This window comes from uncultured Algibacter sp., from assembly GCF_947495925.1.
Lineage (GTDB): Bacteria > Bacteroidota > Bacteroidia > Flavobacteriales > Flavobacteriaceae > Algibacter_E.
In genome coordinates, this window is record NZ_CANMAU010000001.1 from 261087 (window position 1) to 285501 (window position 24415).

Annotated in this window: 15 protein-coding genes; 8 read left to right on the plus strand and 7 right to left on the minus strand. The window is 33.4% G+C overall.

Annotated elements, in window-relative coordinates; translation table 11 throughout:
• Positions 1 to 2 precede the first annotated feature (2 nt).
• The 3 genes from Q0857_RS01130 to Q0857_RS01140 form a co-directional block, all read right to left on the minus strand.
• Entirely contained in the window at positions 3 to 1733 is a 1731-nt protein-coding gene (locus Q0857_RS01130; RefSeq protein WP_298530913.1) for a sensor histidine kinase, read from the minus strand.
• Between the two features lie 392 nt (positions 1734 to 2125).
• Positions 2126 to 2266: a hypothetical protein gene (locus Q0857_RS01135; RefSeq protein ID WP_298530916.1), complete on the minus strand. Its 141-nt coding sequence runs from the start codon at positions 2264 to 2266 to the stop codon at positions 2126 to 2128.
• Positions 2267 to 2624: 358 nt separating this feature from the next.
• Positions 2625 to 3626, minus strand: coding sequence for a LacI family DNA-binding transcriptional regulator (locus Q0857_RS01140; RefSeq protein WP_298530918.1), 1002 nt, complete (start codon positions 3624 to 3626; stop codon positions 2625 to 2627).
• 204 nt (positions 3627 to 3830) lie between these two features.
• On the opposite strand from Q0857_RS01140, the gene Q0857_RS01145 reads away from it, so the two are divergent.
• On the plus strand, positions 3831 to 6338 hold the full coding sequence (locus Q0857_RS01145; protein ID WP_298530920.1) for a TonB-dependent receptor: 2508 nt from the start codon (positions 3831 to 3833) through the stop codon (positions 6336 to 6338).
• Positions 6339 to 6543: 205 nt separating this feature from the next.
• Here the strand turns inward: Q0857_RS01145 and Q0857_RS01150 are convergent, their stop codons facing one another.
• Genes Q0857_RS01150 through Q0857_RS01165 form a run of 4 tightly spaced genes read right to left on the minus strand, consistent with a single transcriptional unit; the run spans position 6544 to position 10714 of the window.
• Positions 6544 to 7641, minus strand: coding sequence for an acyltransferase family protein (locus Q0857_RS01150; RefSeq protein WP_367278046.1), 1098 nt, complete (start codon positions 7639 to 7641; stop codon positions 6544 to 6546).
• Between the two features lie 11 nt (positions 7642 to 7652).
• Positions 7653 to 8984 (minus strand): sugar MFS transporter, encoded by a 1332-nt coding sequence (locus Q0857_RS01155; protein WP_298530923.1) that lies wholly within the window; start codon positions 8982 to 8984, stop codon positions 7653 to 7655.
• A gap of 24 nt (positions 8985 to 9008) precedes the next feature.
• A complete protein-coding gene (locus tag Q0857_RS01160; protein ID WP_298530925.1) occupies positions 9009 to 9734 on the minus strand; it encodes a LytTR family DNA-binding domain-containing protein in 726 nt (241 codons plus the stop codon).
• Positions 9731 to 10714, minus strand: a complete 984-nt coding sequence (locus Q0857_RS01165; RefSeq protein WP_298530928.1) for a sensor histidine kinase — start codon at positions 10712 to 10714, stop codon at positions 9731 to 9733. The genes Q0857_RS01160 and Q0857_RS01165 overlap by 4 nt, the downstream gene beginning before the upstream one ends.
• Before the next feature lie 291 nt (positions 10715 to 11005).
• Between Q0857_RS01165 and Q0857_RS01170 the strand changes: the two genes are divergently transcribed.
• The 7 genes from Q0857_RS01170 (at position 11006) to Q0857_RS01200 (ending at position 24404) form a co-directional block, all read left to right on the plus strand.
• Complete coding sequence (locus tag Q0857_RS01170) at positions 11006 to 14116, plus strand: SusC/RagA family TonB-linked outer membrane protein (protein WP_298530930.1); 3111 nt, start codon at positions 11006 to 11008, stop codon at positions 14114 to 14116.
• 4 nt (positions 14117 to 14120) lie between these two features.
• The gene (locus tag Q0857_RS01175; protein ID WP_298530932.1) at positions 14121 to 15701 is read left to right on the plus strand and encodes a RagB/SusD family nutrient uptake outer membrane protein; all 1581 of its coding nucleotides are present in this window, start codon (positions 14121 to 14123) and stop codon (positions 15699 to 15701) included.
• 106 nt (positions 15702 to 15807) lie between these two features.
• Positions 15808 to 17730: a glucosamine-6-phosphate deaminase gene (gene nagB, locus Q0857_RS01180; RefSeq protein ID WP_298530935.1), complete on the plus strand. Its 1923-nt coding sequence runs from the start codon at positions 15808 to 15810 to the stop codon at positions 17728 to 17730.
• A gap of 5 nt (positions 17731 to 17735) precedes the next feature.
• Positions 17736 to 18158, plus strand: a complete 423-nt coding sequence (locus Q0857_RS01185; protein WP_298530937.1) for a hypothetical protein — start codon at positions 17736 to 17738, stop codon at positions 18156 to 18158.
• A gap of 19 nt (positions 18159 to 18177) precedes the next feature.
• The gene (locus Q0857_RS01190; RefSeq protein WP_298530940.1) at positions 18178 to 20229 is read left to right on the plus strand and encodes a family 20 glycosylhydrolase; all 2052 of its coding nucleotides are present in this window, start codon (positions 18178 to 18180) and stop codon (positions 20227 to 20229) included.
• 3 nt (positions 20230 to 20232) lie between these two features.
• Positions 20233 to 21081 (plus strand): N-acetylglucosamine kinase, encoded by an 849-nt coding sequence (locus Q0857_RS01195; protein WP_298530943.1) that lies wholly within the window; start codon positions 20233 to 20235, stop codon positions 21079 to 21081.
• A 20-nt stretch (positions 21082 to 21101) separates the two neighbouring features.
• A complete protein-coding gene (locus Q0857_RS01200) occupies positions 21102 to 24404 on the plus strand; it encodes a VCBS repeat-containing protein (RefSeq protein WP_298530946.1) in 3303 nt (1100 codons plus the stop codon).
• Positions 24405 to 24415 lie beyond the last annotated feature (11 nt).

Sequence of the window (24415 nt, forward strand, 5' to 3'; positions counted from 1 at the left end):
GTTTACGCTATTGGGACTTCAATTGTAACTCTAGTACCAATACTTAATTCAGATGTTATCTTTATAGAGCCTTCTATTTCCTTGATTCTTGAGTTCATATTTTTTAAGCCAATTCCAGACTTAGCTTTAGCAACGTCAAACCCAGAGCCATCATCCTTAAGCATCAAGCAAATTACATTTTTTTTAAGTTTAAAACTAATATCAACATGTGAAGCATTGGCATGTTTATATATATTATGCAATGACTCTTGAACAATTCTATAGATATGAATCTTTTTCTTGTTAGATAACTCATCCCAGATTATAGCATCATCATGTTTTAAATCATAACTAAGACCATAGGCCAAAGCTTGAGTTTCTATTAAGGTTTTTATAATATCAATAAATCCAGAACCCGAAACAAAATCTGTATTAAGCTCATGAGATACTTTTCTAATATCTTCTTCAATCGTTTTTAGCCCATCAATATACTCACTCCGACTTTTTACAGCCTCGACACTATTATTCATATTTAAACTATCTAAACTTAAACGTGTACCAAATAACCGCCCTAAAACCCCATCATGTAATTCTTGAGAAATTCTCTTTTTCTCTGTAGCTCTTGCCTCTTCAATAACTTCATTTTGAGAAAGCATCAAGTTATAAATTTCTTCATTAGTTTCTTGTTGCTTTTGAACAAACTGTAACTCCCTATTCTTATTTCGTTGTGCAATTACAATATATAATAGAAAAGAAGCAATAATAACAACTACTGATATTATTAATAACCATGAACGCTCTTTCGCTATTTGAATATTTTCCTGCTCTATTTTTTCAGTTTCGTAATGAATTCTTGCAAATTTATTTCGTAAAACACGTTCCTTTTTTTGTAAACTATCACTTAGTTTTATGTAGGCATCATAATGCTTAACCGCAATACTATCATCCTCAATTTTGGAAAGAAATAATAAAGACAATAATAAATCATCTTTATAGTATTTTTGGGATACCATTTTTGCCCTGTAAGCATAGTATTTTGCCGAATCTTTTTTATTATTATCATTATAATACTCAGCCAGATATAAATTAATTGGTATTGACCTAGATTTACTATCTATACTATCACAAATTTTCAAAGCATCCAAATACAATTTAGGAAGTTGCTGATACTGTTTAGTCAAATAAAGTGTATGCGCATAGTTCGCTAACACTGAAACATATAAACCAGGATTTTTTTTAATCAAATTTTCAAAATCCAAAATCTCGGTATAATAATTCAGGGCTACATCATAACGTTTTGAATCTCTATAAACATTGGCCAAATTACTTTTCTGTCTTGCAACAGCCATACTTTCATCACCATACAATTCTGTATGAATGTCAATAGCTTTATTATGGTAGAAAATAGATTCTTTGCGTTGCTCTAATTGATTAAAAATCAAAGCAAGATTATTATAAAAATAAGATTTATATTTTATAACCTCCAGAGTTTCTTCCAAGTCATCTAATAAAGAAAGCCCATTAATAGCTGTTAATTCACTTCCTGTATAATCTTTGTCGTTATATTGTAATAAAGAAATATCCAATAACACGACTGCCCTATTAAATTTATCGTTTAAAATTCGAAATAACTTCTCTGCCTTAGAATTATAATAATATGCACTATCAATTATTTTGTCATAATAAAAATACCCCAATTTTTTATTTACTAAAGCCAATACCATAGAGTCATTAATCTTTCTTGCTAGTTTCAAGGATTTATGACTGTGCTTTAAAAACAAAGCATTTTCTCTGTTGCTAAAATAAGCCGATGAGAGATTTACCCCGCTCCGTAAAATTAAGGAATCAATTTTGAGTTTCTCAGATAAAGCTTTTGCTCGTAGCGAAAAATGAATGCTAGATTCTAAATTCTTCGATGTAATCTTTTTTGAATGATGCAAATAATATTGAATGCTGTCCAAGTCAGATTTAATATCCTTTTGCGAAAAAAGAACCATGCTATAACAAGCAAATAAAAGGAAAAATTTAAGATTCAATGTAATAAAACAGTTAGACTCTCAAATGTATCCATTATTTTTTAATTTAAACAACAGATAAAGCCCTTATCTTAGGATAAAGGCTTTAATTAATTTATTTTAGGATGATACTATCTGAACTGTTCCTCTCCAGCTTTAGCTTCGATTTCTGGGTTAACCAAAACATCATCTTCAGATAGATCTTGTTTTGTACAAGATGTTAATGTTCCGATAAGTACTGCTAGAATTAAAGTAATTTTTAGGGCTTTCATATTTTGCTGATTATTAGGTTAAACTATTTTTTCTCTTTGGTTTAAATAAATTCAAATACATGTTTAGAAGACTTTGAAAAATCAAAATCTTTAAACGAGGGAAAAAATGGATAATTAACTTAAAATCGAATGCAAACTATGCACACCAATTTTTATACTTTTATTTTTGAGGGAATATCGACTTCGTAATAAAGTCGTAAGGGATTAATTAATAATAAATAAACTTAAGGGAATAATTTAATATGGCGCTTATTTACAATGCGAAATAACCACTTAGGCTTTATTTCAATAAAAATAATCGACAAAGTGATTTATTTTATCGATGAAATGCATCGACGAAATACATATACTTCCCGATCTATAACGTTGATTTGTTTTTTATAAGGCTTGTTTTAACAATTTTCGTCTTCATATCTTGATCTGAAGATATGTTCTCAATTCTGTTGATAAGAAGATCGGCAGCATTTGCTCCAATAATTTTAGCATGCTGCCTTATTGTTGTTAATTTCGGAAACGTATGATTTGAATCTGATTTACTTGCAAAACCAATTACCGATATATCCTTTGGTATTTTCATACCCAAGTTAGCAGCCATATTAATTGCTATAATGCCAGAAGAGCTATCGGCAGCAACTACAGCATCTATCTTATTTTTTTTAAAAAAGGCCTTTATCTTTTTCTGATGATCATCCTTCTTCTTAATTTTTAAAACGATTGGATCTTGTTTTCCATCTTCCAGAATAGCTTTGTTATAACCACGTTCACGTAATTTACCAACACTAATATCATTAATATTGCTAAAAAAAGCTATGTTTTTTCTGTTTTCCCGTAACAAGTTTTTAGTTGCATTATATGTAGCATCAAAATCATCCACTATAACTTTATCGCACATCACATCATGTGCTACTCTATCAAACATCACTATTGGTAAACCTTGATTTATTGTTCTCTTAAAATGTTCAATCTCATTATTAACCTGAGATTCTTGTGCAACCGATAAAATAAAACCATCTACACTTCCACTGCCTAACAATTGCAAACTCTCTTTTTCTTTTTCTAATGATTCATTAGAGATACAAGTAATGATATTGTAACCGCGTTTTGTGGCTTCCCGCTCTATTCCAAAAAGCACTTTGGCTAAAAAGCGATTAAGAATATTAGGAATAATAACACCAATGGTTTTTGTTTTATTTTGCTTTAAACTTAAAGCCATTTTATTCGGCCTATAATTATACAAATCAGCAAGTTCCTTTACACGTCGTATTGTTTCTTCACCAATTTCATCACTATTATTTAGCGCTTTTGAAACTGTTGATATTGAAACGTTTAATTCTTTTGCTAACTGTTTTAATGTAACCATATTAATAATCCGCGTATTAGAGGAAATGCAATTTACAAAATAAGTGCGTCCAAGTAAAAAATAATTATAACCTAAATGATAAATACTTTTAAACTTGTATCAACACACTTAGTCTTACCAAAAATTAAACAAAACTAAATTATATATACATTTGCTTGCTTAAAATATAAAGGCGAATTCAAACCGAATAACTTTAAAATTATAATGAGACAATCATCAATACTTCTACTCTTTTTGAACCTAATAACCTTTTCCCTTTATGGCCAAATTACAGGCAAAGTTATTGATAGTTCTACTGAAGCTCCTTTAGAATACGCTACCGCTGCATTGTATAAAACATCCGATCGGTCATTAGTTTCTGGTGTTATCACGCTTGCAAATGGTAATTTTAATATTGATAATGTGGTTAAAGGCAATTATTATTTAGAAATTTCCTTTATGGGCTATGAATCAAAGACTATAAAATCTATTAATGTAAACAAGAGAAATTCACTTGTACATACTGGCACCATTGGTTTACTTTTAAATAACGATGAATTAGATGAAATCCTTATTAAAGCAGAAAAGTCTGCCGTTATTCATAAAATTGACAGACAAGTTTATGACTCAAAAGCCTTTCAAAATACTCAAGGCGGTTCAGCAACAGATATTGTAAGAAATCTGCCTTCCGTAACCATAAATAGTCAAGGAGAAATTAATGTAAGAGGCGATCAAGGTTTTGTTTTGCTAATTAATGGTAAACCAATTCAAGGTAGTCCTTCGGATTTTTTAAATCAAATCCCAGCTAACGCTATAGTACGCGTAGAAATGATTACAGCACCTTCTGCAAAGTATGACCCCGAAGGGCAATCTGGTTTGTTAAACATCATCACCAAGAAAGGCACTATTAATGGTAGTTTTTCACAAATAAACTTTAATGCAGGGTTTCCCTCCATTGAAGATTATGATAATAAAGAACCTATTCACAGGTATGGTATTGACGCTATTTATAACATTAAAAAAGACAAATGGAATATTTCTCTCGGAGCAGCTTACCAAAGAAAAGATATTAGTGGCAGACGAGAAGGCTTTGTTTACACTATTGTTGATGGCGTATACACTGAATTCCCATCTGATGGGGAACGAAGTTTTGATGAAGAAAACTATTCGGGACGTTTTACCATAGACTACACACCTAACGAAAATAATGATTTTTCTTTTGGTTTTTATGCTGGAAAAAGAGATAAAGCGCGCACCGCAGATATTATTTATAACAACCAAGCTTACCCTGTTGGAGACCCCGATAATAAAATATTTGAACTTACATACTTGAACGAAAATTTAAGAATTAGGCGTGGAGATTTCATTCTGGGAAGTCTAGATTATACTCATACTTTTAAAAATGAATCTAAGCTTTCTGCATCAGTATTATATGAGTACACACAACTTGGGGGACCTACCACCAACAGAAACTTGAACTATCCAGACACTGAAAATCTTATTCAAGATGAATATAACACCAATGACAATCCTTTAAATGGATTTAGAACTCAAATAGATTATGCACTGAAACCCTTTTCTTTTGGAACCCTTGAAACCGGCTACCAATTTAGAACACTAAACAATAGAGGTGATTTTTATTACGGAAGACGATATAATTATGATGATGATTTTGAGCGTGTTGATTTGTTTTCTAGTGATATTGACTTAAAAAGAAATATTCATTCTGGGTACATTCAGTTAAGTGGTACAAAAGACAAATGGGATTATTCAGCTGGCTTACGTTTAGAAGTATTAGATAGAGAATTAATACTTGCTGATAAAGCTGAAACCACTGAAGAAACATTAAATTATAATTATGAAAAATTATTCCCATCGGCACAACTACAATACAATTTAAATGAGACCACAGCTTTAAAAACTGCTTATAGCAAACGTGTAGATAGACCTAGTGCCTTTAAACTAAATCCGTTTAGAGAACGTGAGCACTCTGAGACTTTAGAGCAAGGTGACAAAAACTTACTCCCAGAATTCACAGATTTAGTTGAATTAGGCATAACTAAGAAATTAGGAAAAAACAACTCGCTCTTCGCAACTGCATACTTTAAACATGTCGAAAATTTAGTAAACCGTGTTAATCAGGTTTATGATGGTCCTCCTATTGATCCACAAGACCCGAGGTTTGATAATGTTGTGCTGGACAGGATATACTCTAATGTTGGAACTGGACAATCCTTAGGAGTTGAGTTTGGTTCTAACTTCAACATAACAGAAAAGTGGTCCAGCTTTTTAGGTGCGAATGTTTATAATTTTAAACTTGATGGTCAATACAATGGTAAAGTTGTAAAAGGTGATGCCACTCAATACTCTCTAAACCTGAATAGTAGCTATAATTTTAATGATACAGCTACTTTACAATTCACCTTTAATTATTTATCAGAAAGAAAAACGGCTCAAGGCGAAGATTCACGGTTCTACTCACCTAATTTAAGTTTTAAAAAGAGTTTTCTTGATAATCGGGTTGTAGCTACTTTGCAGTGGCAAAATATGGACCTAGGATTATTAAACACCAACGAACAACGTATTACAACAGCTGAACCAGGGTCTTTTTTCACGACTACAAATTATGTTTATGAAGTCGATATGATTATTCTAAACGTTGCATACACGTTCAGAAATACAAAGAATAAATCTAAATTCATCGATAGTGAATTTGGAAAAAAAGAGTTTTAGCTTACTGTAAACCCCGATTGCTCAACTTTAGCGAACAATTAACAATATAACTAAAAAGGCGCCTACATAATGTAAGCGCCTTATTAGCTATTAATATCTCTAATTCTAAGTAAGAATTTAGAACTACATAATTACGATTATTAAAAAAACCTTTATGTAACAATTGTTACATAGTGAATTGATCCCTTTCGTAATCATTTCAAAACTAAACCTTAATGAATATTTTTTTCTTATACATTAAATACGCTAAAAGCACATAACACAAAACAACTGATAATGCATAAAGCAATGAAGATAATTCTAGACTCATAAAATCATGTACAAAAACATACTTATATATGGCACTATGCAAATTAACACCTTCCTTCATCTCTATTAAATACATACATTTAGATATTAAACTGGATAAAAAATAAATAGTAATTCCATTTACTCCCACATATTTAAAAATCATTCCCCAACTATGCCCTTTCACATCCTTTAAGTAATAAATAATAGCCAACAAAAAGGTAGCCCAACCATTGGTTACCAAAACAAAACTGCTACTCCAAATAGATTTATTAATAGGGAAATAAATGCTAAAGACGTAACCAAGTATAAAAAATGCAATAGTAATTAGAAATAGATTTTTTAGTGGCTTAGTGGTATCCAACAATTTCCCTATTAAAATTCCCGAAATACAAGAAACTATAGCTGGCAAAGTACTTATTACGCCTTCAGGATCATAATCTGGCATCCACATATGCTTCCCCAAAATTTTCGAATCTATAAAATTAGACCAATTATTAGATGCTCTTTCAAAGGTTGGCATTAAACCATCTTCATTTGGAAAAGGCATAAAACCAAGAAACAACCAGTATCCTAGTAGGATAACAAAGCAAATAAAAATCAAAGTTTTCCAATGATGGTTAATGTATAAAATTGAAGACACAAAAAACACGACGCCTATCCTTTGTAATACCCCTGGCCACCTAATTGTTTCTAAATCTTCAATAAATGGAAAGTAAGGAAGAAATAGGTTTAAAAACACACCTAATCCAATAAGCTTTAAACTTCTAATAAGAATTTTATAGTAAACACTCCTAGATGGCAATTTATTCTTATAAGCGAAATAAATAGAAATCCCCACGATATAAAGGAAAAACGGAAAAATTAAATCTGTTGGAGTTAACCCGTGCCACTTGGCATGTAATAAGGGTGAATAAACATGTCCCCAATCACCGGGGGTGTTCACCAATATCATGGCCATAATAGTTAAACCTCTTAATACATCAACAGATTCAACGCGCTTTCTAATTTCCATATTAAATTAAACTAAGCCTTTTTAAGACCCACTTTATGACCATAAAAAGCATAATAAAGAATAATGACATAACAAGGCAATAAAATCCAATATCCAAAAGATGCTGCTTGTGCCGTTGCCGCAACTTCCTCTATCCCACCATTTATTAATTGTTGTTTTTGACTATCAACCATGGCACCATATAGAGGTGGAATAATTGCTCCCCCCGAAATAGCCATAATAAGTAATGCAGATGCCGTTTTAGTAAACTTCCCTAAGCCATTTAAAGCTAAAGGCCAAATAGCTGGCCAAACTAATGCATTCGCAATTCCTAAAGATGCGACAAAAAGTACAGATGTAAATCCGCTTGTAAAAACAATACAAAAAGATAAAATCACACCCAATATGGCACTAGCCTTTAGTGCTAGCGATTGACTAATATACTTGGGTATTAAAAACACACCTAGTGCATAAGTTGCTACCATAGCCATTAAAGTAAATAAAGTAAAAAACTTAGCTTCACTAGCTGGAATATCCAGCGAAATACCATAAGAAATAATGGTATCTCCAGCTATTACTTCAACACCTACATAAACAAATAAAGCTAGAACCCCTAACCATAAATGAGGAAATTGAAATATACTTGACTTCGTTTTTTCTCCATGTTCCGATTCTTCAATGGGTTTAGCTTCAACATGAGGCAGAGGTGCCTTTCTTATTAAAAAACCAAGTAATACCAATACTATAGCCATTGCTATATAAGGTGTTATGACACTATCGGCCATGGTGTTAAGCAAGTCTGCCTTTTCAGATTCGTCAACAATGCTTAATTTTTCTTTTATACCATCAATTCCTGATAACAAAATGGCTCCAAAAATCACAGAGCCCAATGCACCTGCAACTTTATTAGCAATACCCATAATCGCAATACGCTTTGCAGCTGATTCAATAGGCCCCAAAATAGTGATATACGGATTAGAAGCTGTTTGCAGCAATGTCATACCGGCACCTTGAATAAATATGGCGGTTAAAAACATCCAATAGGTTCTTGCATTAGCCGCTGGTATAAAAATTAAAGCGCCTAAAGCCATAATTATTAACCCTAGAGACATTCCCTTTTTATATCCTATTTTATTAATTATATAAGAGGCTGGCAATGCCATGACAACAAAAGAAATATAAGAAGCCGAAGCTACTAAATAAGACTGAGCATCCGTTAATTCGTTAATCGTTTTCATAAATGGAATTAAAGCTCCATTTATCCAGGTTACAAACCCAAAAATAAAAAATAGTCCAGCTATAATAAGTATTGGAACTAGGGTGTTTGTGGTATCTTTAGAAGGTGTTTCTTGATTAATAGACATAATTATTCTTAAATTCTGATGGGTTTATTTATTTTCTTTATCGTCGTTTATATTAAAAATACGCTCTTTGGCTTGTTTGGTATAGTTTCTTCCAATGGGTATTTTTCTATTAGAAATTTCAACTGTATTGCCTTCTAATGCCACTATTTTATTAATGGAGATAGTATACGATCTATGAATGCGCATAAAATTAGATTGAGGCAATTCTTCAGTAATAGCAGAAAGTGACTTATGTACCACATAATCGCCTAATGTTGTAAGAACTTTAATATAGTCTTTAAGACTTTCTATGTAAAGTATGTCATTCAAGTTTATCTTAATCAGTTTCTTATTAACCTTTAAAAAAATATGTGGTTCTTGCTGAAGACTTGCATCTGTAGACGCTGTATTCACATAAACTTGTTGGTATATTTTATTTACCGTTTTTAAAAAACGATTAAAAGGGATGGGTTTTACTAAATAATCTAGAATGTTTAACTCAAAACTTTTAACAGCATATTCTCTATAAGCCGTTGTAATAACAATAAGCGGCTTATAACTCAGATTGTCAATAAAAGCAAAACCTGTCATTTGAGGCATGTTAATATCTAAAAATATAACATCAATCTTCTCCTGCTCTAAAATTCGGTACGCCTTTAATGGGTTATTAAAGGTTTCAACAATCTCCATATGATCAAAATTCTTTAAATGATTTTCAATCACCGAAATAGCTAGAGGCTCATCATCAATAATAATGCACTTAATTTTCATGACACCGGTATTTTTAAAAACAATTTATAAACATCACCTTCAACACTTGTATCTAAGACATAATTATTAGAGAACAATAAATTCAGTCTACGTTTGGCATTTTCATTCCCTATACCATTGTTCTCCACACTTAAAACATCGGGGTTAAAATTGTTCGTTAACGTAAATTTTAGATACTCGTTATTAAGCATTTCAAAACTCATCATTATCTTTAATTTATCATTTCCTTTCATTCCATGTTTAAAACAATTCTCAACAAACGATAACAAGAGTAATGGTGGAACCTTAACATCGTCAATGGTTCCTGTAATATCCAATTCTGCTTCTACTTTATCTTTAAAACGTAGTCGTTCAATATCTATAAAGTTATTAATATGATTAATCTCTTCAAGTAAATTGGCTTTCGAACTTTTTACCTCATATAAAATATATTGCATCATATCTGATAACTTAATTACTAATCTTGGAGCATTGTCAGATTTTTGTAAAGTTAAAGCGTATAAATTATTCAAGGTATTAAAAAAGAAATGTGGCTGAATTTGAGTTCTTAAATACTTTAGCTCTGTACTCATTTGAAGTTTAGCTAAATCTTCGTTCCTCTTTTTTTCAATAGACCATTCAATAACAATTTTAATAGCAGTTACAAAACCAATCACATAGAGCTCTCCTAAAATAACAGCTATAATATGATTCAACTCCATAAATTTTGCGGGGTCCTCGGCTTCAGGCCAAATCTCTTTAGTTACTAATAAGTAGTTAAGCCCCGTTCGCACTAGATACACTAAAACTAACATCATTGCAAGAGATAATATATAGTTCCAGTATTTTTTTCTTAGAATAAACTTTGGGATGAGATAATAAATATTGATGTAAACTATAATAATATGAATAGGAAACTCTACGAGGTTTGATTTTAACGAATACCAATAATCATCAAAATAACTCCCCCATCTCACAAAATTAAAAAGGAAGTACCCCAACCAGAATACAATATGATATTTGATTGGAATAGTTAATGGTATTTTTTTGCTATCAGATGAGATAATTTTAAATTTAAGCAGGTTTTAATAGAAAAACCTTATTAATATTCAACAATTTTAGTGATATATTCATTAATTAACAATTAAATATACTATAGTTTATTTTATCAAAATCACTTATCGAACCTAAAATGTTGTCTATGTGTAAATCCATGTCGTTTATATAAATTTTTTCTAAACAAATTTTATAATAGATAGTTTGGCTCAACTAAAAAACAAAATGATCAAATTATGAAACAAAACTTACAAACACTTTTCTTAGTTTCTTTTCTACTCTTGACCGTTCAATTATCATTTGGACAAGAGAAAGAAATTACAGGAACGGTAACTTCAAAAGTAGATGGTATTCCACTTCCCGGAGTTAATGTAACAGTACAAGGAACCTCGAATGGTGCACAAACAGATTTTGATGGAAATTATTCCCTAACAGTAAATGTTGGTGATATTTTAAATTTCTCGTATTTGGGTATGACCTCTGCACAAATCACAGTTGGAGATTCTAGTGTTATTAACGTGCAATTAGAAGAAGACGCAGAACAACTTAATGAAGTCGTGGTAACGGCATTAGGTATTAAAAAGGAACGTAAAACGCTTACTTACTCGGCTCAAGATGTTAAAGGTGATGATTTAACAAAAGTTAAGCAGGTAAATCCAATTAATAGCTTATCGGGTAAATCGGCCGGTTTAACTATTACAAGAAGTTCCTCTGGAGCTGGTGGGGCAACTAAAGTTGTGTTAAGAGGTAATTCCTCAACAACCAACAACGACCCTTTATATGTTATAGACGGTATTCCCATGCTAAACAATGGTAACGGTCAAAACGGAGAAACACCAGGGACAAATGTATTTGGTAGTCAGACCGGAAATAGAGATGGCGGAGACATTACATCTTTAATAAATCCTGATGATGTAGAGAGTATGACCATACTAAAAGGAGCATCTGCTGCGGCACTTTACGGTAGTCAGGGTGCTAATGGTGTAATCCTTATAACTACCAAAAGCGGTAAGGAAGGTCGTGTAAAAGTTAACTTCAACACCACGTTAACGGTTGACAATGTGGTATCATTACCAGAATTGCAAACGCAATATCAATCTCTGTCTGTTGGCGAGCCTATTGCGGAAAACGGTAGAGTAGCTGATCCTAAATCATGGGGAGCTGCAGCAAGTGGATTATCAAATACAGTCGATGATTTTTTCAAAACTGGTTTTACAGCAATCAATGCGCTTTCATTAAGTGCAGGAAACAAAAAAGCCCAAACTTATTTCTCTTTTGCTAACACCAATGCAACTGGTGTTATGCCAGAAAACAGCTTAAATAGGAACGTTTTTAATCTTCGTGAAACAGCTAACTTCTTAGATGATAAAATACAAGTGTCTGCAAATATTAGTTTATCAGACCAAAGAATTCATAACAGGCCAGGTAACGGTTTGTACTCAAACCCATTAACTGGATTATATCTTAACCCTGTTGGTATTGATTTAAATGAGTATAAAAATAAATTTGAATATTTTAACTCAGACATCAATATGATGGATCAATACGCAACATCATTTGATGAAAATATTCAACAAAATCCTTATTGGTTAATTAACAGGAATCGTAGTAAAGATATTGTACAACGTGTACTAGCAAGCGTTAGCGTAAAATACCAAATCACTGACCATTTTGCTTTACAATCTAGAGGAAGTTACGACAAATCGTTCTTCACTTTTGATAAAAGACTTCATGCAGGAAGTGACCCTACATTTGTACCTGCTACAGGTCGTTATATTCTTGAAAAAACAGAAAACACACAACAATATTTAGACTTAATAGGAACTTATAATCGTGAATTATCTGAAGATTTTGATTTTGGATTAACCGTAGGTACGAGTTTAACAAAATATAAAATTGGTGATCAAATTCAGCTAGATTCTGGTCCTGAAGGCTTAAAATTCCCTAACGAATTTACTATTGCTAACTTCGAATCTACTAACGGTATAAGACAGCAAGTTGCAAATCGCGAAGTGCAATCTGTTTTTGGGGCGGCTAACATTGGCTACAAAAACATGCTATATCTAGACATTACTGGTAGAACAGATTGGTCTTCAACATTAGTGAATACAGATTCAAATTCATTCTTTTATCCTTCTATTGGTTTAACTGGCATTTTAACCGAGGCTTTCGATATGGGAGAATCGATCTCTTTTGCTAAAGTAAGAGCTTCTTATGCCGAGGTAGGTAAAGACATTCCTGTTTATGCCACAGTACCTTTAAGAACAATAGGAACAACAAATTCAGGCGGTACAATAGGATCTGCTAATCAAGCAACATTTGCACCAAGAGAAGGTGAAACATTAAAACCTGAGAGACAAAAATCTTTTGAGATAGGTACAGAATGGCGCTTTCTTGGAAATCGATTAGGACTAGATCTTACGTATTATGATTCAACAACCGAAAATCAAATATTCTTCATAGCAGCTCAACCTAATATTCAAGGATACACTCAAAATATTGTTAATGCGGGTGAAATTTCAAATAAGGGTATTGAGTTAGTTCTTAACGGAAAACCTATTATGAATGATAATTTAAAATGGAACACCGCCATTAACTATGCTTCAAATAAGAACAAAGTAGTTTCTGTGCATCCCTCACTTGAAAATGGTGAAGCTATTTTAACGGCTCCTGGAGTAAACGGTTATGGTTATTCTTTAGTTGAAGGTGAAGACTTTGGTAGTATTAAAGCACGCTCGATAATAAGAGACAACAATGGCACACCCATAGTTACTGACGATGGGAGTGGTAATTTAACTGTAGAAGCAACAGACTTTGAAACAGTAGCTCATGCACAACCAGATTTCACTTTAGGATGGAACAATACGTTCGATTTCAAAAACTTCACAATTAACTTTTTAGTAGATGGTAAATTTGGTGGAGACGTAGTAAGTGTTACGGAAGCAATAAATGATTTCTACGGAGTATCTCAAGCCTCTGCGAACACGAGAAACACTAACGGCGGTTTCGTCAATGTTGTTACAACAGATGGAGCTCAGGCACAAATGACTGCTCAAGACTACTATACAAAAACAGGTGGTAGAGCTGGTTTGTTAGGAGAATACGTTTACAATGCTACAAATGTAAGTTTAAGAGAGTTTTCTATTGGATATACCATTCCTAAACCAGGAGAATTCTTTGAATCTATTAAATTTTCTCTTATAGCAAACAATCTATTTTTCTTTTACAAAGATGCTCCATTTGACCCAAATATTGCATCTAGTACTGGAATAGGATTACAAGGTGTTGACATTTACGGTCAACCATCAACAAGAAGTATAGGATTAAACATTAACGTAAATTTCTAAGAAAATGAAGAATATATATAAATACGTACTAGCTTCTTTAATGGTAATTAATTTTGCTAGTTGTACCGATGATTTTGAAAAAATCAATACCGACCCTAATGGAATTACAGAGGAGAGCTTAACACAAATGAATAATAATGTAGGAAATGAGTTCCCTCCTATGTTTCTAAATGTTTTTAACGTAACTCCAGCTTGGAACTACCAATTACAACAAGGCCTAATGGGCGATGTGTTCTCTGGGTACATGACAGCACCAACGCCCTTTGCTGGAAACGTAAACAATCAAACATATGCATTGGTTGATGGATGGAATACTTTCCCTTGGAACAATGCTTATGGAAGTGTTATGCCTCAAGCTTTAAATGTTAAAAATGCAGTTGAGTTAGGAGGAGATCCTAATGGTATCAAATTTGTTCATCTGGCTAACATAATTAAGGTTACCGCAATGCATCGTGTGGCTGATATTTACGGTCCAATTCGTTACACAAAATTTAACGATTTTGAAACTACAGGAGAATATGATGCTCAAGACGTAGCATACAAAGCCTTTTTTGAGGACCTAACAACAGCCATAGATGGCCTTGAAGCCTATGAAGGTGATGTCCAATTTGTTCCTTTTGATATGTCAAACCTTGCCGGTGATATTGCTGCTTGGAGGCAATTCGCAAATAGCATTCGATTACGCTTAGCGATTCGCATATCTAAAGTAGATCCTGCTCTTGCTAAAACACAAGGAGAACTAGCACTTTCTGCTAGTAGCCCAGGGTTAATGGAAGATTCTGACATGGTAATCAACACAGGGTTCCCTCACCCAATAACCGTAATTAGTGGCTCTTGGGGTGATGTTAGAATGGGAGCTGAAATGGAATCTATTTTAACTGGATACGACGACGGTCGAATTGACACTTATTTCAATCCTTCGGCAGATGAAAGTTTAGCGGGAGATTATAAGGGCATAAGAATGGGTATTGACATTACAGCTAAAAGTGAATATGGAGATCATGCCTCTATAGGAAGTGTAATTGACGGAGAAACCTTAACATGGTTAACGGCTGCTGAAGTTCATTTCTTAAAAGCAGAAGCCGCTTTAAGAGGATGGGCTGGAGCAGGCGATGCAAAAGCAAATTATGAAGCTGGAGTTACAGCATCTTTTGCGCAGCATGGCGTTTCTGGAATTTCAGACTACCTTGCAGATGCAACAAGTACACCTGCTGATTTTGTTGACGCGCTAAATGACACTAATGATATTGCCTATGGCAGTGATGTGAAAATTGCATTCAATGATGCAGGATCTAATGAAGAGAAGTTAGAACAAATCATCACACAAAAATGGATCGCCATGTTCCCTGATGGTCAAGAAGCTTGGTCTGAATTTAGACGGACTGGCTACCCAAAACTCTTTCCTGTAGTTGTGAACAATAGTGGTGGAACTATTGATACCAACATACAAGTAAGAAGAATAAATTTTGTAGAAAGTGAACGAAATACCAATAGCGCTAATGTTGAAACGGCTATTGGATACTTAGGTGGTCCTGATAACGGAGGAACCCGACTATGGTGGGATACAGGAGCAGCTAACTTCTAAAATTTAAGTTGAATTAGTTTAGTTAGTTTGTAGTTGTGCAAGCGGAAAAATCGCTGTTTTCCGCTTGCTATTACTAAAGAATGAATAACAGAAAACACTTTGTATTGTGAAAATTGCAAGTCATAAAAATATAGCATATTCAAAAGCTGGGAAATTTGAAGAAACCAGATTTGAAAAAATACACAATGTTATTTTCAAAGACTCAAAAGAACCTTCTATTCTTGTTGCTCAGGAAATAGCAAGTTTAATAAGAGAAAAGGAAAAACAAAATAAACATTGCGTACTAGGATTAGCTACAGGATCGTCGCCTATAAAAGTCTACGAAGAACTGGTAAGAATGCATAAAGAAGAAGGTTTAAGTTTTGCAAATGTGATAACTTTTAACCTCGACGAATATTATCCCATGGAAAAAGGGAACTTACAAAGTTACTTTTACTTCATGCATGAACATTTGTTTAATCATGTTGATATTTTACCAGAACATATAAACATCCCAAATGGAACTGTGAGTTCAGAAGACTTATATCAGTATTGTATTGACTACGAAATGAAAATTAAAGCTGTTGGAGGTTTAGATTTTCAACTCTTAGGAATAGGAAGAACAGGTCATATTGGATTTAATGAGCCCGGATCTCATTTAAATTCTGGCACAAGAAGCATAACTTTAGACCATATTACTAGAGTTGATGCAGCTCCAGCTTTTCTGGGCATTGAAAATGTACCACGAAAAGCAATAACAATGGGTATTGGCACCGTACTTGGCGCTAAACGCATTGTGCTTTTAGGGTGGGGTGGCAATAAAGCTGAAATCCTTAAAGAAACTATTGAAGGTAACATAAATTCTGAAGTCCCGGCTACTTATTTACAAAATCATAACAACACTTCCTTTATAATAGACGAAGCAGCAGCCTCAGAATTAACACGAGTAAAAACACCTTGGTTAGTTACTAACTGTGTTTGGGATGACTCACTAAAACTAAAAGCTGTTGTATGGCTAAGTGAGTTAACCAATAAATCTATTTTAAAATTAACAGATAAAGATTACAACAATAATGGTATGTCTGGCCTTTTAACCGAAGAGGGTACTGCTTATGATTTAAACATAAAAATGTTTAACAAGCTACAACAAACTATTACTGGTTGGCCAGGTGGAAAACCGAATGCCGATGATTCAAACCGGCCAGAACGCGCAAATATTCCTCAAAAAAGAGTCATTATTTTTAGTCCTCATCCAGATGATGATGTGATATCCATGGGGGGCACTTTTGATAGACTCGTAGAACAGGGACACGATGTGCATATCGCTTATCAAACCTCTGGAAATATCGCAGTATCTGATGAAGAAGCTTTAAAGTTTGCAGAAATCACACAATCACTTTGCCCAGATTGCGAAGAAACGCAAAGCATCATAAATTTCCTAAAAATCAAAACAGATAATGATATAGATTCTGCCGAGGTTCGTCAATTAAAAGGATTAATTAGACGTAGTGAATCATTAGCTGCAACACGGTACTTAGGCCTAAAAGATGAAAATGTACATTTTTTAGATTTACCTTTTTATGAAACCGGAACGATTAAGAAAAATAATATTTCGCAAGATGACATTGATATTATGTGCCGTTTAATAGACACTATTAAACCTCATCAAATATATGCAGCTGGAGATTTAGCAGACCCTCATGGTACACATAAAGTATGTTTAGATTCGCTATTTGAAGCCTTAAAGAAATTAAAACCAAATGATTACATGAATGATTGTTGGGTATGGCTTTACAGAGGCGCATGGCACGAATGGGAATCTTTTCAAATTGAAATGGCGGTCCCCATGAGTCCAGACCAAGTACTAAGAAAACGCCACGCCATATTTTATCATCAATCGCAAAAAGATGGTGTTATGTTTCAAGGTGGAGATTCTAGGGAGTTTTGGGTAAGAGCAGAAGACAGAAACAGATTAACAGCAAAAAAATATAATGATTTAGGTTTAGCTGATTACGCAGCTATAGAAGCTTTTAAACGTTATCATTTTTAGTATTTATGAAATCAATCATTTTAATAGCCCTCGGCATCACCTGTATTTTAAGCTGCAAAAAACAATCCAATAAGATTGAAGGCACTTGGAAAATGGTATACGCCGAAACTATTGAAAATGATTCGTTAAAAATCAAAAACCTAAGTAACACCAAATTTATAAAAATTATAAACGACACCCATTTTGCTTTTTTTAATCAACAAGATGGAAGTAGTGAAAACTTTTATGGAGGCGCAGGAACATATGTGTTCGATGGATTTAATTACGAAGAAACTTTAAATTTCACCTCTGTTCTTGTTCTTCGGAATCATAAGTTTCCATTTACTATTGAGATAAAAGGAGATAGTCTAATTCAAACAGGGTTAGAACGAATTAAAGAAGCCGGTATTGACAGAAGAATTACTGAAAAATACGTACGAATGGATTAAGCTTCAAAAAAGACAAACCATGAAAAAAATCATATTTCTCATTTTACTAACTGGCCTTTTTGGGGTATTGAGCTTTGCTCAATCTCCTATGTCGAGCACATATGATTTAATGCCATGGCCAAAGGAAATAAAAAAAAACTCTGCTAAGTTTATTATTAATAGCGACGTTACGATCTCCATAAACTCTGAATATTCAGAACGGGTTCGTAATGCCGCTATTAATTTCTTAAGACGCTTGAGTCAAAGAACAGGTGTTTTTTTAAAAGAAGGATTTCCTAAAAAAAATAAAGATGCCACGATTCAAATCACTTATGAATCTATTGCTAAATTGGATGTTAATTGTGATGAGTCCTACACCTTAGAAGTCAGCAATTCTTATATTAAAATAGCGTCCAAAACTGATATTGGTTCGCTTAGAGCATTGCAAACTTTATTACAATTAACCAAAAATAATGATACAAGCTATTACTTCCCTGGAGTAATTATTAATGATACCCCGCGTTTTATATGGAGAGGATTAATGATAGATGTTTCTCGACACTTTCAACCTGTAGAAGTTATTAAGAGAAATCTTAATGCTATGGCATCGGTAAAGATGAATGTTTTTCATTGGCACTTAACAGACGACCAAGGATTTAGAATTGAATCAAAAACCTATCCAAAACTACAAGAACTAGCCTCAGATGGTCTCTACTATACTCAAGCACAAATTAAAGACATAGTAGTTTATGCCGACAATTTAGGAATAAGAGTGATTCCTGAAATTGATGTTCCTGGCCATGCTTCGGCTATTTTAAGCGCTTATCCAGAACTTGGTAGTAATGCAGATTATAATTATTCTATAGAGCGATACTCTGGCGTTTTTGATCCTACGCTAAACCCTACTTTAGATATTACCTACGAGTTTCTTGAAAACTTATTTAAAGAAATAACACCGCTATTCCCTGATGATTATTTCCACATAGGAGGCGATGAAAACGAAGGCAAGCATTGGTCTGAAAATAAATCTATCTCAAAATTCAAGGCAGAGCACAACCTAAAAACCAATCATGATTTACAGACTTATTTCAACATTAAACTTGAAAAGATCTTAAAAAAACAAGGTAAACAACTTATGGGCTGGGACGAAATTATGACTCCAGACATGCCTACTACAGCCGTGATACATTCATGGCGAGGAGAAAATGAAGGTCTACCCAATGGAGGCTCCCTTATTAGTGCGGCAAAACAGGGCTATCAAACAGTATTATCTAATGGATTTTATATTGACAGAATGTTACCTGTTGAACATCACTATACCATCGAACCTATTGGTAATATTGAATTAACCCATGAAGAACGTAAAAGAATACTTGGAGGAGAAGCCACTATGTGGAGCGAATTAGTTACGCCTCAAACTATTGATTCTCGAATTTGGCCTAGAACAGCAGCTATTGCAGAACGCTTATGGTCTTCAAGGACTGTCACTGATGTTGACAATATGAAGACTAGACTTAAAACTATTTCTTTTCAATTAGAAGAATTGGATATCACCCACATTAGAAACAGGGATGTCATTTTACGAAGTATGACTAACAATCAAGATATCTCATCACTTATTACTTTATCCAAAATTTGTGAGCCACTAAAAATTTATGCCCGCAACAAGGATGGTATCGAATACAAAACTTATTCACCATACGCATTATTTGCAGATGCCTGTGTTGTAGATGCAGAAGATGCATCTACTTTTAATTCGGTTGTATCAAATTATAAAAAAGAACAAACACCAGCCCTTAGTGACGCTATTCTATATTATTTACGGAACTGGAGTACTAATTATTCTAACTTTTCGAAGCTAAGAATGAATCCTAAAATAAGCACGCTTCAACCACTATCACAGAACTTATCAATAGCATCTAACATACTGCATAATAGTATTAAAAACCATAATATATCGAGTAATGAGCTTGAAGAATTAAAACATGCTATTGCTATTCTAAAGCAAGAATTTGTAGATATTGAACTAGCTATTATTAACAACTTAGAATGGCTTACCGGACATTGCGAAACAAATTTCAAAATCAATTAGAACATGGTAATTATAGCTGACAGCGGATCAACAAAATGCGATTGGATTATTTGTGATCAAAGTAAAAAAGAGCCCATAAGAGTTATAACCAAAGGCCTTAATCCAGCCATCCTAACCAAAAAGCAATTTGAAAAAGTTATTTCTGGATGTGAAATACTAATGTCTCATAAAGAGCATATTACTGATATCAAATTTTTTGGTGCAGGCTGCGGTACAAAAAAAAACCAGAAAAAGGTAAATACCATTTTAGAGTCTTATTTTGAAAACGCTATAGCATATACGAATGAAGACACCATGGCCGCTGTTTTAGCTACAACTTCAACACCTGCAGTTGTTTGTATTTTAGGCACAGGATCAAACTGCTGTTATTTTGATGGTAAACATATTCACTTAAAAACGCCAGCATTAGGGTATTCTCTTATGGACGAAGGAAGTGGTAATTTTTTAGGCAGAGCCTTACTACAGGCCTATTTTTATGAACACATGCCAAAAGATTTAAGGAGTTTATTTGAGCAAGAATATAATTTAAAGGAAAAAGAGATTATAAAAGGCCTATACAAATCAAAAACACCAAACAAGTATTTGGCTTCCTTTGCTCCCTTTTTATTCAAGCGTGAATCTCATGAGTTTTGTCAAGATTTAATTTATAAAAGCATGAAAATATTTATTGAAAATCATGTTCTTAAATACAGAGACACCTTAAAACATGTACCCATACATTTTGTTGGATCCATTGCCTACTATGCTCAAGACTATATAAAACGCGCACTTAAAGAAAGAGGCATTCGCTCTGGTAAATTTATAAAAAGTCCTATTGATAATATTATTGAGCAGCAATTTGAAGTATATTAAGGTATTACAATCAAAAAAAGATGCCAAACGTAAAGCATAACATATTACAAGTTTTATATAAATACCCTTTCCTTGTTATCCTCTTATTTTGTTTCAATTGTAATGAAACCGATAACAGCAAAACTGTAATAAAAACAAATACGCTTTTTACATTAATAGATTCGCAGCATAGTCATGTTAATTTTTCTAATCAAATCGAGGAAAATTTATACTTTAACTTTATAAACTATGCCTATATCTATAACGGAGGAGGCGTTGCCGTTGGAGATATAAATAATGATGGTTTAGAAGATTTGTATTTCTCTTCAAATCAACAATCCAACAAACTATACTTAAACAAAGGAAAATTCATATTCGAAGACATTACCAATCAAGCTAAAGTTACAGATGATACAGGTTGGACAACAGGTGTGTCAATGGTCGATATAAATAACGACGGTTGGGTAGATATATATGTCTGCAAATCTGGCTCATTAAAAAATCATGAACTTCGCAAAAACAAACTATATATTAACCAGAAAAACAACACCTTTAAGGAAGAAGCCTCAAAGTATGGATTAGATCATTTCGGTTTTTCGGTACAAGCCTATTTTTTCGATTATGATAATGATTCTGATCTAGACATGTATTTAGTTAATCATAGAGCAGACTTTCAAAACAATACAGTAATAAATCCTCAAATTCAAGCTCAAAAAGAGCCCTATTACTCCGATCAACTTTTTCAGAATAATGGCAATTCTTTTTCTAATGTTACAAAAGAAGCTGGCTTAGAAAATAAAGCTTGGGGGCTGAGTGCCAGCATTGGGGACTTCAACAGCGATAACCTACCTGATATTTATGTAGCTAATGACTTTTTAGAACCCGATTTCCTTTATATAAATCAAGGTAATGGCACATTTAAAGATGATATTTTATCTAGACTTAAACATATTTCTGCCAACAGTATGGGTTCTGATTACGCCGATATTAATAATGATTTAAACCCCGATTTAATTGTTTTAGACATGATGGCCGAAGACCACATACGAAGTAAAGAAAATATGGCTACCATGAGCTCCGAAAACTTTAACCTAATTGTTAAAAGTGGTTATCATCATCAATACATGTCCAACATGCTTCAACTTAATAATGGCAATGGCACCTATAGTGAAATTGGTCAGATAGCAGGAATAGCAAAAACGGATTGGAGCTGGGCGCCACTAATTGCCGATTTTGATAATGATGGATACAACGATTTGTTCGTAACTAATGGTATTGAAAACGACCTTTCAAATCAGGATTTTCGACAAAATATGCGTACCAACATCCAGAACAGAAAAAAAGTATCTCTGGATGAAGCCATAAATATGATGCCGTCGGCCAAATTGAGTAATTATATGTTTCAAAACAACCAAGCTCTAAAATTTAAAAACCAAACTGAATTATGGGGGCTAGATGAAAAAGTAAATTCAAGTGGAGCCGTATATGCCGATTTAGACAATGATGGAGATTTAGATTTGGTTACAAATAATCAAAACAGTAAGGCTTCCCTTTACAGAAACAATACTAAGAAAAACTATATACGACTTAGTCTTAATGGCCCTTCTAAAAACACAACCGGCATAGGCACTAAGGTTATTGTTTATGCTCAAAATTCACAGCAAGGAAAAGAACTTTATACAAACCGCGGGTTTCAGTCGTCAGTTACAAAAACCGTGCATTTCGGACTAAGTAATTATGGCCAAGTGGATAGTCTTTGCGTGACATGGCCCGACCAACGTGTACAGACCCTAACAAACATTAAGGCAAACCAGACTATTCAACTCGATTATAAAAATAGTCTAAAAAAAGGTAGACATAAACCTCAAATCACTCCCCTGTTTAAAGATATATCTCCCTCTGAACTTGGTATTCATTACAAACAAAAAGAAAATCTATTTGATGATTTCAGTCTTCAGGTTTTACTACCACAAAAGCAATCAGAAAAGAGCAATCAATTGGCAGTAGCTGACGTAAACAATGATGGTTTAGCTGATTTATATCTAGGAAATTCGGCAGGTTCATCTGGCTACATGTATGTTCAAACTATGGCAGGAACTTTTACCAGAACCAATACAGACTTATTTAAATCCGATAAACAATTTGAGGATATGCATACCTTGTTTGTTGATGTAGATAATGATGACGATATGGATTTATACATAGCTTCAGGTGGTTATGAAATTCCCAATAAAAGCGCATTATTACAAGATAGGCTCTATATTAATGACGGTTCAGGAAACTTTAAAAAAGGACAGCTTCCCCAATTACTAATGAGTACCCAAAAGGTAATATTCGCAGACATTGATAAAGACAAAGATCTAGATGCTTTATTAATTGGAGGTGTTATTCATGGGAAATATCCTTTAGCTTACAGTTCTAAACTATTAGTTAATAAAAGTGGAACCTTAAAGGAATTAGTCAATTCTCCAAATGAGTTTCCAAAATCACATTTGATTAACGACGCCATTTTTTCTGATTATGATTTAGACGGAGATCAAGATTTAATTATGGTTGGTGAATGGATGGGTATACTCTTTTTTGACAACACAAATGGCACATTCAAAAGAAAAGACATACCAGAACTAAATAATTTTAGTGGATGGTATCAAACCATTAAAGAAGTTGATTTTGACAAAGATGGGCATCCAGATTATCTTGTTGGTAACTGGGGTGAAAACAACAAATTTAAACCCTCTGCCGAAAAGCCATTGCACATTTACGCTGATTATTTTGATGGCAATAGTTCCTTTGATATTGCACTTAGTAAAGTATCCAAACACGGTAATTTGCTTCCTGTAAGAGGTAAAGAATGTTCTGCACAACAAACACCCTTCATAAATAAAAAACTAAAAACCTATAAAGCATTCGCAGCATCAACACTACCCGAAATATATGGCCTAGAAAAATTAAATAAAGCTTTTCATTTTCAAGCCTCTAACTTTAGCTCTGTACTGTTAAAAAACAATAGTGATGGCTCCTTTGAAATTAAGAGGCTTCCCGTTCAAGCTCAATTTAGCCCGACCTTAAGCTTTGAAGTTTTTGACTTCAATGAGGATGGTTATTTAGATGTATGGGGCGTTGGGAATGTTTATGAAGCAGAGGTAGAAACGATTCGATATGATGCATCAAAGGGCTATATCTTATTGGGTAACAACGATGGCTCATTCGATTATTTAAATGATCTGAGCTATCTTAATTCAAATGAAGCGCGATTGATAAAAAAGATTGATATAAACAATCAGACACACTTTATTATTCACAACAAGAATAGTGAGATAAAACTTCTAAAATTTAATAGATAAAAAGGAATATC

What these genes read in the sequence shown, in the direction of transcription:
- Q0857_RS01135 (WP_298530916.1), bottom strand. Translation starts at nt 2,266, where the DNA reads ATGAAAGCCCTAAAAATTACTTTAATTCTAGCAGTACTTATCGGAACA.
- Q0857_RS01140 (WP_298530918.1), bottom strand. Translation starts at nt 3,626, where the DNA reads ATGGTTACATTAAAACAGTTAGCAAAAGAATTAAACGTTTCAATATCA.
- Q0857_RS01145 (WP_298530920.1), top strand. Translation starts at nt 3,831, where the DNA reads ATGAGACAATCATCAATACTTCTACTCTTTTTGAACCTAATAACCTTT.
- Q0857_RS01150 (WP_367278046.1), bottom strand. Translation starts at nt 7,641, where the DNA reads ATGGAAATTAGAAAGCGCGTTGAATCTGTTGATGTATTAAGAGGTTTA.
- Q0857_RS01155 (WP_298530923.1), bottom strand. Translation starts at nt 8,984, where the DNA reads ATGTCTATTAATCAAGAAACACCTTCTAAAGATACCACAAACACCCTA.
- Q0857_RS01160 (WP_298530925.1), bottom strand. Translation starts at nt 9,734, where the DNA reads ATGAAAATTAAGTGCATTATTATTGATGATGAGCCTCTAGCTATTTCG.
- Q0857_RS01170 (WP_298530930.1), top strand. Translation starts at nt 11,006, where the DNA reads ATGAAACAAAACTTACAAACACTTTTCTTAGTTTCTTTTCTACTCTTG.
- Q0857_RS01175 (WP_298530932.1), top strand. Translation starts at nt 14,121, where the DNA reads ATGAAGAATATATATAAATACGTACTAGCTTCTTTAATGGTAATTAAT.
- Q0857_RS01185 (WP_298530937.1), top strand. Translation starts at nt 17,736, where the DNA reads ATGAAATCAATCATTTTAATAGCCCTCGGCATCACCTGTATTTTAAGC.
- Q0857_RS01190 (WP_298530940.1), top strand. Translation starts at nt 18,178, where the DNA reads ATGAAAAAAATCATATTTCTCATTTTACTAACTGGCCTTTTTGGGGTA.
- Q0857_RS01195 (WP_298530943.1), top strand. Translation starts at nt 20,233, where the DNA reads ATGGTAATTATAGCTGACAGCGGATCAACAAAATGCGATTGGATTATT.
- Q0857_RS01200 (WP_298530946.1), top strand. Translation starts at nt 21,102, where the DNA reads ATGCCAAACGTAAAGCATAACATATTACAAGTTTTATATAAATACCCT.